The organism is Pseudomonas nitroreducens (assembly GCF_024170165.1).
GTDB classification, from domain to species: Bacteria; Pseudomonadota; Gammaproteobacteria; order Pseudomonadales; family Pseudomonadaceae; genus Pseudomonas; species Pseudomonas nitroreducens_C.
The window spans coordinates 426,537-440,024 of sequence record NZ_JALJXP010000001.1 but is presented as its reverse complement, the minus strand read 5'-3'; the positions used below and the strand labels follow the sequence as shown (position 1 = coordinate 440,024).

Sequence of the window (13,488 nt, the reverse complement as noted above, 5' to 3'; positions counted from 1 at the left end):
ACGCCCGATGGCCGTCAAGGTCCTGATCGTCGACGACTCGGCGCTGATTCGCAGCCTGCTCAAGGACATCATCCACAACGACCCGGAGCTGCAACTGGTGGGCGCGGCGCCCGACGCCTTCGTCGCCCGCGACCTGATCAAGCAGCACTCGCCGGACGTCATCACCCTCGACGTGGAAATGCCGCGCATGGACGGCCTGACCTTTCTCGACAAACTGATGAAAGGCCGGCCGACCCCGGTACTGATGATCTCCTCGCTCACCGAGAAGGGCTCCGAGGCCACCCTGCGCGCGCTGGAGCTGGGCGCCATCGACTTCATCGCCAAGCCGCGCCTGGGCATTGCCGAGGGCATGCAGGCCTATGCCGAGGAAATCTGCGCCAAGCTCAAGGCCGCCGCACGCGCGCGCCTGCCCCGTGCTCGCCCCGTCGCACCGTCCGATGCACCGGCAACTGGCAGCGCGCCGCTGCTGAGCACCGAGAAGATCTTCGCCATCGGCGCCTCCACCGGCGGTACCGAGGCGATCAAGGAAGTGCTGCTGGGCCTGCCGCCGGACTGCCCCGGCACCGTGGTCACGCTGCACATGCCGCCGGGCTTCACCAAATCCTACGCCGATCGCCTGGACCGTCAGACACGCCTGTCAGTGCGCGAAGCCCGCGACGGCGACCGCATCCTCCCCGGCCATGTGCTGCTCGCCCCCGGCGACTTCCACATGGAAGTCCAGCGCAGCGGCGCCAACTACGTCGTGCGGCTGCACCGCGAGGCTGCGGTCAATGGCCACAGGCCGGCGGTGGACGTGATGTTCAACTCCCTCGCCCGCTGCGCCGGGCGCAACCTCATCGCCGCCCTGCTCACCGGCATGGGCAAGGATGGGGCCCGGGGCTTGCAGGCGATCCGTCAGGCCGGCGGCCACACCGTCGCCCAGGACGAGGCCACCTGCGTGGTCTACGGCATGCCCCGCGAGGCGGTGGAGCTGGGCGCGGCCAAGGAGGTCCTGCCGCTGGAACGCATAGCAGGCTCGCTCCTACAGCAGGCACGCCAGAGCGGAAGCGGGAACAGAGTCTAGTTGTGCGGGAATCGTCTCGGGCGATCGAGCGCCTTTTCCCACAGCGTCTAGACTTCGGCCAATTGACTGGCGCCAATAATATGGCGATACGATATCAAATTGGTTTGATTGTGCCCGTATACAAAATGCACAATTGAGCTTTCGCCAAAAGACCGGCACACGGCGGGCGACACGGGGAAACAAGATAGCCATGGCGGCAAGATGGGGGTTGCGCGGCAAATCGGTGGTGGCATTGCTCATCGCCTGTCTCCTGGCGCTGGTACCGGCAGTCATGCTGGGCTGGAAAGCCATGGAGGACATCCGCACGCATTTCGGCCTCGCCTTCGCGAGAAACTTCACGCTGCTCAACCAGCAGAAGATCATCGCGCCGGTGATCCGCGAGCTGGCGCTCTCACGGCGCCTGGCCGAGTCCGTGGTGACGCAGGACTGGCTGCTGTCCGAGAACGACCCGGCGCGCCGGGCGCTGTTCTTCCGCGAGGCCGAAGGCTTCCGCGCGGACCAGCACAACTACTCCTACTTCGTCGTGGTGGACTCCTCGCGCCACTACTACTTCAACGACTCCAGCTCGCCGCTCTCCAACTCGCCGCGCTATACCCTCAGCGACACCGACCCGCAGGACCGCTGGTACTTCGATACCCTGGCCCGCGACGAGACCTACAACATCAACGTCAACTACGACGCCAAGCTGAAGGTCACCAAGGTCTGGTTCAACATGGTGGTGCGCGCCGGCAACGAGAAAGTCGGCCTGGCCGGTGGCGGCCTGGACCTCACCGAGTTCCTCGACCAGTTCATCTCGCGCCGCGAAGCCGGGGTGACGCCGATGATCGTCGACCCCGACGGTGCCATCCAGGCGCACCCGGACACCCGCCTGATCGCCTTCTCCTCCGGCTCCAGCGGGCAGGCCAGGCACCATGTCTACGACCTGCTGGCCAATGACCAGGAGCGCACCGCCCTGCGTCAGACCCTGCGCCAGGCCGAGGCCAACCCCGGCGAAGTGGAAACCATGTGGGGCACCCTCGACGGCAAGGAACAGCTGATCGCCACCGCCTACATCCCGCAGCTGCGCTGGCACGTACTCAGCGCCATCGACCTGCACGCCGCGCAAGTGCTCGACAGCCGCTGGATCTGGCCGCTGGTGGGCACCCTCGCCGGGTTGCTGGCGATCCTGCTGATCGGCTTCGCCTACACCGTCGACCTGCTGGTGCTGCGCCCGCTGCGCGGCCTCAAGCAGTCGGCCAAGGCGATCGCCGCCGGGCAGTACGACAGCCCGCTGCCGCGCACCCGCCCGGACGAGATCGGCGAGCTGTCCAGCGCCTTCGCCAGCATGGCCGACCAGGTCCGCCGGCACACCGAGGAGCTGGAAGACAAGGTCCAGCAGCGCACCCAGGCCCTGGAAGCGGCCAACCGCGAGATGGCCGCCGCGCAGAAGAAGATCGGCGACTCCATCGACTACGCCAGCCTGATCCAGCGCGCCATTCTCCCCGATCGCCAGCTGCAGGCCTCCCTCGGCCAGCACCACTTCGTCCTGTGGAAACCCCGCGACGTGGTCGGCGGCGACTTCTACATCTACCGCGAAGGCCCCGTCGACAGCCTGATCGGCGTGGTGGATTGCGCCGGCCACGGCGTGCCCGGCGCGCTGATGACCATGCTCGCCCTGGCCGCCATCGACCACGCCATCGACAGCGTGAAGAGCCACGACCCGGCGGCCATCCTGCACGAGACCGACCACGTGATGCGCGGCATGCTCGGCCAGGAAGAGTTCACCCACTCGCTGGCCACCAACATGGATGCCGGCCTGGTGCGCGTCGATCACCAGCGCAAGCTGCTGCACTTCTCCGGCGCGAAGATTTCCCTGTTCGCCAGCGACGGCAGCGAGGTGCGCGAATACAAGGGCGCGCGCCGCGCCATCGGCGACAAGCGCCAGGGCGACTATCAGGATGTGGAAATCCCGATGGAAACCGGCTGGACCTATTACCTGTGCACCGACGGCTTCCTCGACCAGGCCGGCGGCGAGCACGGCTTCGGCTTCGGCAACAGCCGCTTCGCCGACCTGCTGCGCAACCACGCGCGCCGACCGCTGGCCGAGCAGGCCGACGTGTTCGCCGCTACCCTCGCCCAGTACCAGGGCGAGCAGCCGCAGCGCGACGACATCACCATTCTCTCTTTCCGCTTCGACTAGGGGTTAATCCATGGAATCGCTAGATCTGTTGGCCATGCGCGAGAGCTTCACCCGGCAACGCATATTGCTCTGCTTCAACGGGCCCATCTCGCGCAGCCTGATCGAGGAAATCGGCCACGCGCTGCGCAACTACCTGCAGGCCGAACAGGCACACCCCAGCGAAGCGATGGACGTGTTCGCCGTCTACATCGAGATGACCCAGAACATCCGCCACTACGCCACCCAGCGCGGCTACAACGACCAGGAGGCCTCGGCCACCGTGGCCATCGCGCGGGATGACGAAGGCCACTACGTGGTCTCCGCCGGCAACCTGGTGCAACTGGCCGACGGCCAGGGCCTGGTGCGCAGCATCGAAGCCATCGCCGGGCTCGACAAGGCCCAGCTCAAGGCGGCCTACAAGGAACAGCTGCGCCGCCCGCGCGACGCCGAAGCCTCCACCGGCGCAGGCCTTGGCCTGCTGGACATCGCCCGCAAATCCAGCGCGCCGCTCAAGACCTCCCTCACCGAACAACCCGACGGCCGCGCCTTCTTCAGCCTGCGCGCCGTGATCTGAACCGCGAAATTCAGGAAGACCCGACATGAGCGATCTCAACGTCACCGGAACCCAATCCACCCCGCAGATCCACGGCGACTGGCAGGCCGGCATCCTCGCGATGCAGGGCGACTCCTACCCGGAGAACTCCTTCGAGCTGTTCGGCCAGGTCATCGAGTGGGTCGAACGCTTCCTCACCCAGGAACAGCGCCCGCTGGAACTCGACCTGCGCCTGCTGTACCTCAACACCAGCTCGATCAAGGCCATGATGGACATCTTCGACCTGCTCGAAGAAGCCCACGGCCAGGGCCGCGCCACGAGCGTCGCGTGGCACTATGACCGACGCAACGAGCGCGTCGCCGAACTGGCCGAGGAATTCCGCGAGGACTGCACCTTCCCGTTCGTCATCCAAGCCTACGACGAGTAAGAGCCATGACTAGCGAGCGCGAGCTGGACCTGCTGATCGAAGACCTGCTGGCCGACCCACAGTACGAAGGGCACCCGCTGCGCGAAGCCCTGTACCAGAAGCACCAGCAATCCCTCGACCAGCTCGCGCGCCTGGAGCGCATCGCGCGGATCTCCGACGGTTTCCAGTCCATGGCCCGGCAGCAGAACAGCACCCTCTCCGAGCGCTACCACAAGCAGCTGCGCCAGCTGGAAAAGGTCGCGCGCATCTCCGACCGCTACCAGGACATGATGCGTGACCTCAACGTCGCGCTGAAGGAAGCCTCGACCCACGACACCCTCACCGGCATCGCCAACCGCCGCCTGCTGATGGAGCGCCTGCGCGAAGAAAGCGAACGCGCCCAGCGCCACGGCGAGTCCTACGTGCTGGCCATGCTCGACGTCGACCGCTTCAAGCAGGTCAACGACACCTGGGGTCATGAAGTGGGCGACCGCGTGCTGGTGGAAATCGGCCGCGCCATGGAGTCCGCCCTGCGCCAGTACGACCTCTGCGGTCGCTGGGGCGGCGAGGAATTCCTGCTGATCCTCCCCGACACCCGCCTGACCGACGCCGCCGCCATCATCGAACGGGTGCGCAACGACATCCGCTGCCTGGCCGTGCGCGTAGGCACCAACGCCCTGTCGGTGACCGCCAGCTTCGGCGTCGCCGAGCACCACCCGGGCGAAAGCTACTCCCAGACCCTCAGCCGCGCCGACGCCGCCCTGCTCGACGCCAAGCGCAGCGGGCGCGACAAATGCGAGTTCGCCACGGCCTGAGACGGCCCGCACGCACGAATGCTTCCGCGTGACTGGCATCCCGGGGTGAACCTGATTAAGGTCCATGGACCACATGCAAAGGATGCAGCATGGCCAACAAGTCTCCCTCCCCTCGCCAGCAGACCCATCTCGCCGTCCTGATCGACGCCGACAATGCACCCGCCGCCATCGTCGAGGGGTTGTTCGAGGAGATCGCCAAGTATGGCGTCGCCAGCGTCAAGCGCATCTACGGCGACTGGACCAAGCCCAACCTGGGCAAGTGGAAGCAGGTGCTGCTCGACCACTCCATCCAGCCCATGCAGCAGTTCGCCTACACCAGCGGCAAGAACGCCACCGACAGCGCGCTGATCATCGACGCCATGGACCTGCTCTACACGCGGCGCTTCGACGGCTTCTGCCTGGTGTCCAGCGACAGCGACTTCACCCGCCTGGCAGCACGGCTGCGCGAGGAAGGGCTGACCGTCTACGGCTTCGGCGAGGAGAAGACGCCCAAGCCCTTCGTCTCTGCCTGCGACAAATTCATCTACACCGAGATCCTCCGCGCCGCCGCCGAGCCCGTCGCCGAACCCGCGCCGGCCACCGACAAGGCCGCCGCCCCGAGCACCACCGAAGCGCCGAAACCGGCCAGCAAACCCAAGTCGCAGAAAGTCCCGCTGGACTTCATCGCCAAGGTGCTCGACGACATCGACGGCGACGACGACGACTGGGTGCAGCTGGGCGCCCTGGGGCAGAACATCAGCAAACTGCAGCCGGCCTTCGACCCGCGCCTGTATGGCTTCAAGAAGCTCAGCGACCTGATCAAGGGCCACCCCAAGCGCTTCGAACTGCAGGCGCGCGGCATCGGCAGCTCAGGCGGCAAGGACCTCTACGTGCGCAACGTCGGCCCGCTGCGCTGAGCCTGCGTCAGCGCAATGCAGCACGCGATTGCCCGGCGTTAGACTGACCGCCGAACCCGCAACGGAACCGCCTCATGCGCCCCTGGCTGATCGCCCTGCTCCTCACCCTCGCCGCCGGCACCGCCCAGGCCGGCACCCTGCGTTGCGGCACCGGCCTGATCAACGAAGGCGACCCGATGGACGCGGTGCTCGCCAAGTGCGGACAGCCGGACAAGCGCGTCGTCACGCCGCCCACGCAGCCACGGCGCGGGCCGGACGGCAAGTTCATCCCCGGCCAGCCGCAGCTGGAGACCTGGATGTACGGACCGAACAACGGCACGTACCGCTACCTGTTCTTCCGCGACACACAGCTGCAACTGATCAACACCACGCGCAAGGAACTGCTCTGAGCGTCCCGCACGAATCGTCCCAGCACGCCCGCCGCTACCAATGGCGCCTACCCATCGTGGCAGCATCTCCCTAGACTGGTCGCCTTCGCCAATCCGGAGGGCACCATGCACAGCCAATTCGACTTCACCCTCGGCATCGACCCGCAAGCCCGCGACGTCGTGGTCAAGGGCCTGCTCGCCTACAACCTGGGCCAGATGGGCCGCAGCAACACCTACGACGACTTCGAACTCTACGCCCGCAGCGAAGACGGCGAAGTGGTCGGCGGCATGTTCGGCCAGTCCGGCATGGGCTGGCTCTACATCGACTACCTCTGGCTGCAGGACGACCAGCGCGGAAGCGGCCTGGGCAGCCAGCTCATCGCCCTGGCCGAAGACGAAGCCCGCCGCCGCGGCTGCGTCGGCCTGTTCCTCTACACCTACAGCTTCCAGGCCCCCGGCTTCTACGAGAAGCAGGGCTTCGAGCGCATGGGCGTGCTGGAAGACTGCCCGCCGGGGCATCAGCGCATCTACCTGAAGAAACACCTGGGCTGATCAGCCCCTGTAGGAGCGAGCTTGCTCGCGAACCCGCCCAACGCCGGCCCTGCCGGCGTATCACCGATAGCCTGCGCCCCGCATGACTCCTGCGTGGGGCCACCCCTCACCCTAACCCTCTCCCGGGGGAGAGGGGACCGCTCGGTGCGTAGCGTAACCACCGTTTCAGCCGGCACGAACAGCTCCCGTAGGGCGCATACCGCCTCCGGCGTTATCCGCCGTTCTGGCGGATAACCCGTTCCGGGTTATGCGCCCTACGATTCATGGGTCCGGCTCTGGCTCTTGAAGACTTCCAGATAAATATCCGCTCGCACCGAGCTGCCCCGTTCAGGAGGCCTCGTTGAAGCGGAGTTTCAGGGGTTGAGCGACATGGATGTCGCGAGAGCGCTGTCGGGCCAGGGATGGCCCGTCAGCGCGTGCCCCTGAAACTCCGATTCAACGAGGGAATTTTTCGCCTAAGCGAAAAACCGGATGTCCGGGGCAAGACCTTTGCCTCCTTTGGGTCGTTTGCCAAAGGAGGTCGCCCGAGGGGGCGAAACAAAAAGCCCACGCGCACGTCGAAGCGGCGCAGAACACCCGACCTGGAAGCATCGCGGACAGAGTCCGCTCCTACGCACACGGGAACGCCAGCGTTGGGCGGTTCGCGAGGCCGAATCCGTTCCCTACGGATTTCGGCATTTCCCACGTCCCTGTGGGTCACAAGCTCGCTCCTACAGGCAAGCCGGAAACCGCTGCTTGTTGGGCACACCTGCCATTCCTATCCTCGCCCAGTCACATCAGTGACCTGGGTTTGGCGACCCGGAACTAGTGGCGCGAAAGCGCTTGAAGGCGCTTGCGAGAACAGCGAATGTTCTTGCAGGTCCCCGCACGTGCAGAATTTTCTGCAACGCTCAATGGCGGATCGCGCGGGGAGACCTCCGGGTCTGCCGGGCACCACTAGCCGGTTCGCCAACCCCGCGCGGTCTGCCACCCTTCGTTTGGCGACGTCGATGGCAGCTCTAAACTTCTAGTGGAGCTTCATCAATGCACAACATCATCTACACCCCAACCTTCTTCACTCGCCACAACCGCCCCCTGCGCGGCGTCCTGATCGACAACCAACCCTGGTTCGCCGCCCGCGACATCGCCCGCCTGGTCGCCTACCGCTTCCCCCACAGCATCCACCACCGCTTCTACCCTCACGAAGTCCGCACCGCTTGCCTCGCCTACAGCACCGGCAGCGAAGAAGAAACCGTGATGCTCAGCGAAGCCGCCCTCTACAAGGCGCTGCTGCGCTTCGGCCACCCCGAACTCGAAGCCCTCGACCGCTGGCTCACCCAGGACGTCCTCCCCACCCTGCGCGACCAGCACTCCCCGGAATCCGCCGCCCCCCGCCGCATACTCCTCACCTGGGACGCCCGCCGCCTGATGCTGCTGAACTGGCAAGGCGACCTGTGGATGCGCTGGGACGAAATTCCCCAACTCGCCTGGCGCGACTGACCTGAAATGAAGAAGGGCCGCATCGGCGGCCCTATTTGTCGTAGTGGTATCGGCACTGCAGGATCGTCAGCACCTCGCCCTCGAAGAAGTAGATCAGGCGGTGCTCACGGGTGATGCGGCGCGACCAGAACCCGGACAGATCGCCCTTCAACGGCTCAGGCCGGCCCGTGCCCTTGTGCGGCGTGCGCCGACACTCTTCGATCAGTTCGTTGATGACCCGGAAGACATCCGCATCACCCTGCTCCCAGAACTGATAGTCCTCCCAACCATGGCTGGTGAAGGCAACGCTGATGGAGTCGCGGGCGGTCGACTTGTTACGGCTTTTCGACTTCACGTTCAACGGCCAGCTCCTTGACCTGAGCCTTGCCCGCCCGCACCTCGTCGAGAGACTCGCGCAGCCGCTTGGCGTTGGCAGTGGAACTCAGCAGATAGAGGGTCTCCTGCATGCCGTTGTAGTCCTCCAGGGAAATCATCACCACCGGCTCGCCGCGCTGGCGGGTGATGACCGCCGGTTCGTGATCCCGGCACACATCGTCCATGGTCTGCTTCAGGTCGGCGCGGGCCTGGGTGAAGGTGAGTACTTGCATGAAAGGTGATCCTTGCCGCCGATGGCGAACAGTGGCGTGCGAGGCAACATTGTACCTAACTACGTACCATCTTTTCAGTGCCACTGATCCACAAGTTCTGCCGCTGGAAACAAAAAAGGCCGGTCATCTGACCGGCCTTTTTCTTACCGCTTATTCACCATCAGCCATTGCTGGGGAAGGCGAACTGCGCCGCTTCGTGCGACTTGCGCTGCGGCCAGCGCTGGGTGATGGCCTTGCGCTTGGTGTAGAAGCGCACACCATCCGGGCCGTAGGCGTGCAGGTCGCCGAACAGCGAACGCTTCCAGCCGCCGAAGCTGTGGTAGGCCACCGGTACCGGCAGCGGTACGTTGACGCCGACCATGCCGACTTCGATCTCGTCGCAGAACAGGCGGGCCGCTTCACCGTCGCGGGTGAAGATGCAGGTGCCGTTGCCGTATTCGTGGTCGTTGATCAGCTGCATGGCTTCTTCCAGGCTGTTCACGCGCACGATGCAGAGCACCGGGCCGAAGATTTCTTCCTGGTAGATGGTCATGTCCGGGGTCACCTTGTCGAACAGGGTGCCGCCGATGAAAAAGCCGTTCTCGTGACCGGCCACCTTGAAGTTGCGGCCGTCGACCAGCAGCTGGGCGCCTTGTTCTACGCCGGTGTCGATGTAGCCGGTGACCTTGGCCTGTGCCGCGCCAGTGACCAGCGGGCCCATGTCCAGGCCGCAGTTGGTGCCAGCACCGATTTTCAGGGCCTTGATCTGCGGAACGATCTTCTCGACCAGCGCGTCGCCGATCTGGTCGCCCACGCAGACGGCCACGGAGATGGCCATGCAGCGCTCGCCGCAGGAGCCGTAGGCCGCACCCATCAGGGCGCTGACGGCGTTGTCCAGGTCGCAGTCGGGCATCAGAACCGCGTGGTTCTTGGCGCCGCCCAGGGCCTGTACGCGCTTGCCGCGCTTGGTGCCTTCGGAATAGATGTACTCGGCGATCGGGGTCGAGCCCACGAAGCTCAGGGCCTTCACTTCCGGGGCTTCGATCAGTGCGTCGACGGCGGTCTTGTCGCCGTGCACCACGTTCAGCACGCCCTTGGGCAGGCCGGCTTCTTCGAAGAGTTCGGCGATCAGCAGGGTGGAGCTCGGGTCACGCTCGGACGGCTTGAGGATGAAGGTGTTGCCGCAGGCGATGGCCAGCGGGTACATCCACAGGGGCACCATGGCCGGGAAGTTGAACGGGGTGATGCCGGCGACCACGCCGATCGGCTGGAAGTCGCTCCAGGCGTCGATGTTCGGGCCGACGTTGCGGCTGTACTCGCCTTTGAGGATTTCCGGGGCGGCGCTGGCGTACTCGACGTTCTCGATGCCGCGCTTGAGTTCACCGGCAGCGTCTTCGATGGTCTTGCCGTGTTCTTCGCTGATCAGCTGGACGATGCGCTGCTCGTTGGCTTCGAGCAGTTGCTTGAAGCGGAACAGCACCTGGGCGCGCTTGGCCGGCGGGGTGTTGCGCCAGGCCGGGAAGGCGGCCTTGGCGGCGTCGATGGCCTGCTGCACGGTTTCGCGGCTGGCCAGCGGGACCTTGCGGATGGCTTCGCCGGTGGACGGGTTGAAGACGGCGGCGGTGCGGCCGGTGTCGGCGATCATCTCGCCGCCGATCAGGTGCTTGACGGTGGTCATGGGAAGTCTCTTCTCGCTGAAAGTGTGGGGCGGAGCTCGCGAAGAGCCCCTCTCCCTAGCCCTCTCCCTGAAGGGAGAGGGGATTTGTACGGTGCACGGCTCGGGCGTGGAGGCCCGCCGGGAAGGTCACTCTACGGTGACATCCGCCGGCGTGCCTTCTCGCGTGCCCGCGCACTCAGTGGCTGTGCGGGTGGTCGTCGCTCTTGAGCTCGATCTCGATGAACGCCACTTCGTGATCGCACGGGTTGATCACGTTGTGCTCGGTACCGATCTGGCGGGTGTAGCTCGCACCCAGGACCAGCGGCGCGCGGCGCTCGCCCTCGGGGGTTTCCAGCAGCAGTTCGCCGTTGGTCACCGGGACCACGACGTATTCCATGCCGTGGCGGTGCCAGCCGGTCTCGGCACCGGGGGCGAAGCGCCACTCGGTGACCAGGACCTTGTCGTTGTCGATCTGTACCGTCGGGACGGCCTTCGGACGCTCGCTCACTTACGCTACCCCGTTGAGGGCGTCGCCCACGGCGCTGAACAGGCGGTCCAGGTCTTCGGGCTTGGCGTTGAAGGTCGGGCCGAACTGCAGGGTGTCGCCGCCGAAGCGCACGTAGAAGCCTTCTTTCCACAGCTTCATGCTGGCTTCGAACGGACGCACGATGGCGTCGCCGTCACGGGCGCCGATCTGGATCGCGCCGGCCAGGCCGCAGTTGCGGATGTCGATGACGTTCTTCGCGCCCTTCAGGCCGTGCAGGGCCTTCTCGAAGTAGGGAGCCAGTTCCAGCGACTGCTGGATCAGGTTCTCTTTTTCCAGCAGGTCCAGCGCGGCGATACCGGCGGCGCAGGCGACCGGGTGCGCGGAGTAGGTGTAGCCATGGCCGAACTCGACGGCGTATTCCGGCAGGTTCTGGCCCATGAAGGTGTCGTAGATTTCGCTGCTGGCGATCACCGCGCCCATGGGGATGGCGCCGTTGGTGACCTGCTTGGCGACGTTCATGATGTCCGGCTTCACGCCGAAGAACTCGGCGCCGGTGGCCTTGCCCATGCGGCCGAAGGCGGTGATCACTTCGTCGAAGATCAGCAGGATGTTGTGCTGGTCGCAGATTTCGCGCAGACGCTGCAGGTAGCCCTTCGGCGGTACCAGGACGCCGGCGGAACCGGACATCGGCTCGACGATGACGGCGGCGATGTTCGAGGCGTCATGCAGTTCGATCAGCTTCAGCAGTTCGTTGGCCAGCTCGACACCACCGGTTTCAGCCATGCCCTTGGTGAAGGCCATGCCCGGCTGCAGGGTGTGCGGCAGGTGGTCGACGTCCATCAGTTGGCCGAACATCTTGCGGTTGCCACCGATGCCGCCCAGGGCGGTGCCGGCGACGTTCACGCCGTGGTAGCCACGGGCGCGACCGATCAGCTTGGTCTTCTGCGCCTGGCCTTTCAGGCGCCAGTAGGCACGGGCCATCTTGATCGAGGTGTCGGCGCACTCGGAGCCCGAGCCTGTGAAGAACACGTGGTCGAGGCCGGCCGGGGTCAGCTGGGTGATTTTCTCGGCCAGCTTGAAGGACAGCGGGTGGCCGTACTGGAAGGCCGGGGAGTAGTCGAGGGTGGTCAGCTGCTTGGCGACCGCGTCGGCGATTTCCTTGCGCGAGTGACCGGCACCGCAGGTCCACAGGCCCGACAGGCTGTCGTAGATCTTGCGGCCCTGGTCGTCCACCAGCCAGCTGCCTTCGGCGGCGACGATGATGCGCGGGTCTTTATGGAAGTTGCGGTTGGCGCTGAAGGGCATCCAGTGGGCCTTCAGGTTCAGTTCGCTGGCCACCGACGGGGTGACGTTCACTTGCTGGTTCATGGAGCATGTCCTCGACGACAGTCTTGTTGGGCGCGCAGGCCGCGTCGGGCCTGGTGCGATGCTCGTAGATTGGGCCTGACTTAACGTGAGTTAAAGCTTATTCTTCTTACGTTCAGTTTCGTATTGGTAAAACTAAAATGGCGAAACAACGGGCGCCTTCGCTGGGCCAGGTCAGCGACTTCGAGATCCGCCTGCTGCGCATCTTCAAAACCATAGTCGAGTGCGGCAGCTTCTCGGCCGCGGAAAGCACGCTGGGCATCAGCCGCTCGGCCATCAGCCTGCACATGGGCGACCTGGAAAAGCGCCTGGGCATGCGCCTGTGCCAGCGCGGCCGGGCGGGCTTCGCGCTGACTGACGAGGGCCGCGAGGTGTACCGCGCAACCCAGTCGCTACTGGCAGCGCTGGAGGGCTTCCGCGCCGAGGTCAACGAGCTGCACCAGCACCTGCGCGGTGAGCTGAACATCGGCATCATCAACAACCTGGTGACCCTGCCGCAGATGCGCATCACCCACGCCCTGCGCGCGCTGAAAGCCAGCGGGCCGGGCGTGCGGATCAACATCGGCATGACCACGCCCAACGAGATCGAGCTGGGAGTTCTCGACGGACGGTTGCATGTGGGCGTGGTACCGCTCATCAGCCCGCTGTCGGGGCTGGAGTATTCCGCTCTTTATGAAGAACGCTCGCTGCTGTTCTGCAGCCAGGAACACCCGCTGTTCGAGCGCGACGACGCGAGCATCACGGTGGAGGAAATCCACGCCTGCGACGCGGTGGAGCCCAGCTACCGCATCCCCGCCGAAGCCCAGGAACGCCACCAGGAACTGCGCGGCAGCGCGAATGCCTCGGACCGCGAGGGCATGGCCTTCCTGATCCTCACCGGCAGCTACATCGGCTACCTGCCCGACCACTACGCCGCCGACTGGGTCGCCCAGGGCCGCCTGCGCCCGCTGCGCCCGGAGCGCTTCCACTACGACATCCCGCTGACCGTGGTGACCCGCAAGGGCCGCCGGCCGAACCTGGTGCTGGAGCGATTCATCGAGGCGGTGGCGGAGAGCCGCTGATCCGCCTGACTTTCAGGATGAATGCGTTCGTAGGATGGCGTGGAGCGCAGCGATACCCATCA

General features: G+C 65.5%; 15 protein-coding genes. 10 read left to right on the top strand and 5 right to left on the bottom strand.

Translation table 11 applies throughout. From position 1 onward, the window contains the following. Nucleotides 1-7: 7 nt before the first annotated feature. The 9 genes from J2T47_RS01950 to J2T47_RS01910 all read left to right on the top strand — a co-directional run bounded on the left by J2T47_RS01950 (nt 8) and on the right by J2T47_RS01910 (nt 8,290). On the top strand, nt 8-1,063 hold the full coding sequence (locus J2T47_RS01950; protein ID WP_253441942.1) for a protein-glutamate methylesterase/protein-glutamine glutaminase: 1,056 nt from the start codon (nt 8-10) through the stop codon (nt 1,061-1,063). A 190-nt stretch (nt 1,064-1,253) separates the two neighbouring features. After that, nucleotides 1,254-3,242 (top strand): biofilm regulation protein phosphatase SiaA, encoded by a 1,989-nt coding sequence (gene siaA / locus J2T47_RS01945; protein ID WP_253441940.1) that lies wholly within the window; start codon nt 1,254-1,256, stop codon nt 3,240-3,242. Between the two features lie 10 nt (nt 3,243-3,252). After that, nucleotides 3,253-3,795, top strand: coding sequence for a biofilm regulation protein kinase SiaB (gene siaB / locus J2T47_RS01940; protein ID WP_253441938.1), 543 nt, complete (start codon nt 3,253-3,255; stop codon nt 3,793-3,795). Between the two features lie 25 nt (nt 3,796-3,820). Then, on the top strand, nt 3,821-4,201 hold the full coding sequence (siaC, locus tag J2T47_RS01935) for a biofilm regulation phosphoprotein SiaC (protein WP_253441936.1): 381 nt from the start codon (nt 3,821-3,823) through the stop codon (nt 4,199-4,201). Nucleotides 4,202-4,206: 5 nt separating this feature from the next. Continuing rightward, the gene (siaD, locus tag J2T47_RS01930; RefSeq protein ID WP_054910626.1) at nt 4,207-4,995 is read left to right on the top strand and encodes a biofilm regulation diguanylate cyclase SiaD; all 789 of its coding nucleotides are present in this window, start codon (nt 4,207-4,209) and stop codon (nt 4,993-4,995) included. Between the two features lie 89 nt (nt 4,996-5,084). Next, nucleotides 5,085-5,891 (top strand): NYN domain-containing protein, encoded by an 807-nt coding sequence (locus J2T47_RS01925; protein ID WP_253441935.1) that lies wholly within the window; start codon nt 5,085-5,087, stop codon nt 5,889-5,891. 74 nt (nt 5,892-5,965) lie between these two features. Beyond that, a complete protein-coding gene (locus J2T47_RS01920; protein WP_253441934.1) occupies nt 5,966-6,280 on the top strand; it encodes a DUF2845 domain-containing protein in 315 nt (104 codons plus the stop codon). 105 nt (nt 6,281-6,385) lie between these two features. Next, a complete protein-coding gene (locus tag J2T47_RS01915) occupies nt 6,386-6,811 on the top strand; it encodes a GNAT family N-acetyltransferase (protein WP_253441933.1) in 426 nt (141 codons plus the stop codon). Nucleotides 6,812-7,834: 1,023 nt separating this feature from the next. Beyond that, nucleotides 7,835-8,290: a BRO-N domain-containing protein gene (locus tag J2T47_RS01910; RefSeq protein WP_253441932.1), complete on the top strand. Its 456-nt coding sequence runs from the start codon at nt 7,835-7,837 to the stop codon at nt 8,288-8,290. A gap of 31 nt (nt 8,291-8,321) precedes the next feature. Here J2T47_RS01910 and J2T47_RS01905 read toward each other — a convergent pair whose 3' ends face one another. The 5 genes from J2T47_RS01905 to J2T47_RS01885 form a co-directional block, all read right to left on the bottom strand. After that, complete coding sequence (locus J2T47_RS01905; RefSeq protein ID WP_301295333.1) at nt 8,322-8,630, bottom strand: Txe/YoeB family addiction module toxin; 309 nt, start codon at nt 8,628-8,630, stop codon at nt 8,322-8,324. Next, a complete protein-coding gene (locus tag J2T47_RS01900; RefSeq protein ID WP_253441931.1) occupies nt 8,605-8,877 on the bottom strand; it encodes a type II toxin-antitoxin system Phd/YefM family antitoxin in 273 nt (90 codons plus the stop codon). The genes J2T47_RS01905 and J2T47_RS01900 overlap by 26 nt, the downstream gene beginning before the upstream one ends. A gap of 160 nt (nt 8,878-9,037) precedes the next feature. After that, on the bottom strand, nt 9,038-10,534 hold the full coding sequence (locus tag J2T47_RS01895; RefSeq protein ID WP_253441929.1) for a CoA-acylating methylmalonate-semialdehyde dehydrogenase: 1,497 nt from the start codon (nt 10,532-10,534) through the stop codon (nt 9,038-9,040). 175 nt (nt 10,535-10,709) lie between these two features. After that, nucleotides 10,710-11,021: a cupin domain-containing protein gene (locus J2T47_RS01890; RefSeq protein ID WP_054910633.1), complete on the bottom strand. Its 312-nt coding sequence runs from the start codon at nt 11,019-11,021 to the stop codon at nt 10,710-10,712. Further along, nucleotides 11,022-12,368: an aspartate aminotransferase family protein gene (locus J2T47_RS01885; RefSeq protein ID WP_081518871.1), complete on the bottom strand. Its 1,347-nt coding sequence runs from the start codon at nt 12,366-12,368 to the stop codon at nt 11,022-11,024. A 137-nt stretch (nt 12,369-12,505) separates the two neighbouring features. Here J2T47_RS01885 and J2T47_RS01880 point away from each other — a divergent pair, with 137 nt between their 5' ends. Continuing rightward, nucleotides 12,506-13,426 (top strand): LysR family transcriptional regulator, encoded by a 921-nt coding sequence (locus J2T47_RS01880; RefSeq protein WP_081518872.1) that lies wholly within the window; start codon nt 12,506-12,508, stop codon nt 13,424-13,426. The last annotated feature ends 62 nt before the right edge of the window (nt 13,427-13,488 follow it).

What these genes read in the sequence shown, in the direction of transcription:
- siaC (WP_253441936.1), top strand. Translation starts at nt 3,821, where the DNA reads ATGAGCGATCTCAACGTCACCGGAACCCAATCCACCCCGCAGATCCAC.
- J2T47_RS01910 (WP_253441932.1), top strand. Translation starts at nt 7,835, where the DNA reads ATGCACAACATCATCTACACCCCAACCTTCTTCACTCGCCACAACCGC.
- J2T47_RS01950 (WP_253441942.1), top strand. Translation starts at nt 8, where the DNA reads ATGGCCGTCAAGGTCCTGATCGTCGACGACTCGGCGCTGATTCGCAGC.
- J2T47_RS01880 (WP_081518872.1), top strand. Translation starts at nt 12,506, where the DNA reads ATGGCGAAACAACGGGCGCCTTCGCTGGGCCAGGTCAGCGACTTCGAG.
- J2T47_RS01885 (WP_081518871.1), bottom strand. Translation starts at nt 12,368, where the DNA reads ATGAACCAGCAAGTGAACGTCACCCCGTCGGTGGCCAGCGAACTGAAC.
- siaB (WP_253441938.1), top strand. Translation starts at nt 3,253, where the DNA reads ATGGAATCGCTAGATCTGTTGGCCATGCGCGAGAGCTTCACCCGGCAA.
- siaD (WP_054910626.1), top strand. Translation starts at nt 4,207, where the DNA reads ATGACTAGCGAGCGCGAGCTGGACCTGCTGATCGAAGACCTGCTGGCC.
- J2T47_RS01920 (WP_253441934.1), top strand. Translation starts at nt 5,966, where the DNA reads ATGCGCCCCTGGCTGATCGCCCTGCTCCTCACCCTCGCCGCCGGCACC.
- J2T47_RS01915 (WP_253441933.1), top strand. Translation starts at nt 6,386, where the DNA reads ATGCACAGCCAATTCGACTTCACCCTCGGCATCGACCCGCAAGCCCGC.
- J2T47_RS01895 (WP_253441929.1), bottom strand. Translation starts at nt 10,534, where the DNA reads ATGACCACCGTCAAGCACCTGATCGGCGGCGAGATGATCGCCGACACC.
- J2T47_RS01900 (WP_253441931.1), bottom strand. Translation starts at nt 8,877, where the DNA reads ATGCAAGTACTCACCTTCACCCAGGCCCGCGCCGACCTGAAGCAGACC.
- J2T47_RS01925 (WP_253441935.1), top strand. Translation starts at nt 5,085, where the DNA reads ATGGCCAACAAGTCTCCCTCCCCTCGCCAGCAGACCCATCTCGCCGTC.
- siaA (WP_253441940.1), top strand. Translation starts at nt 1,254, where the DNA reads ATGGCGGCAAGATGGGGGTTGCGCGGCAAATCGGTGGTGGCATTGCTC.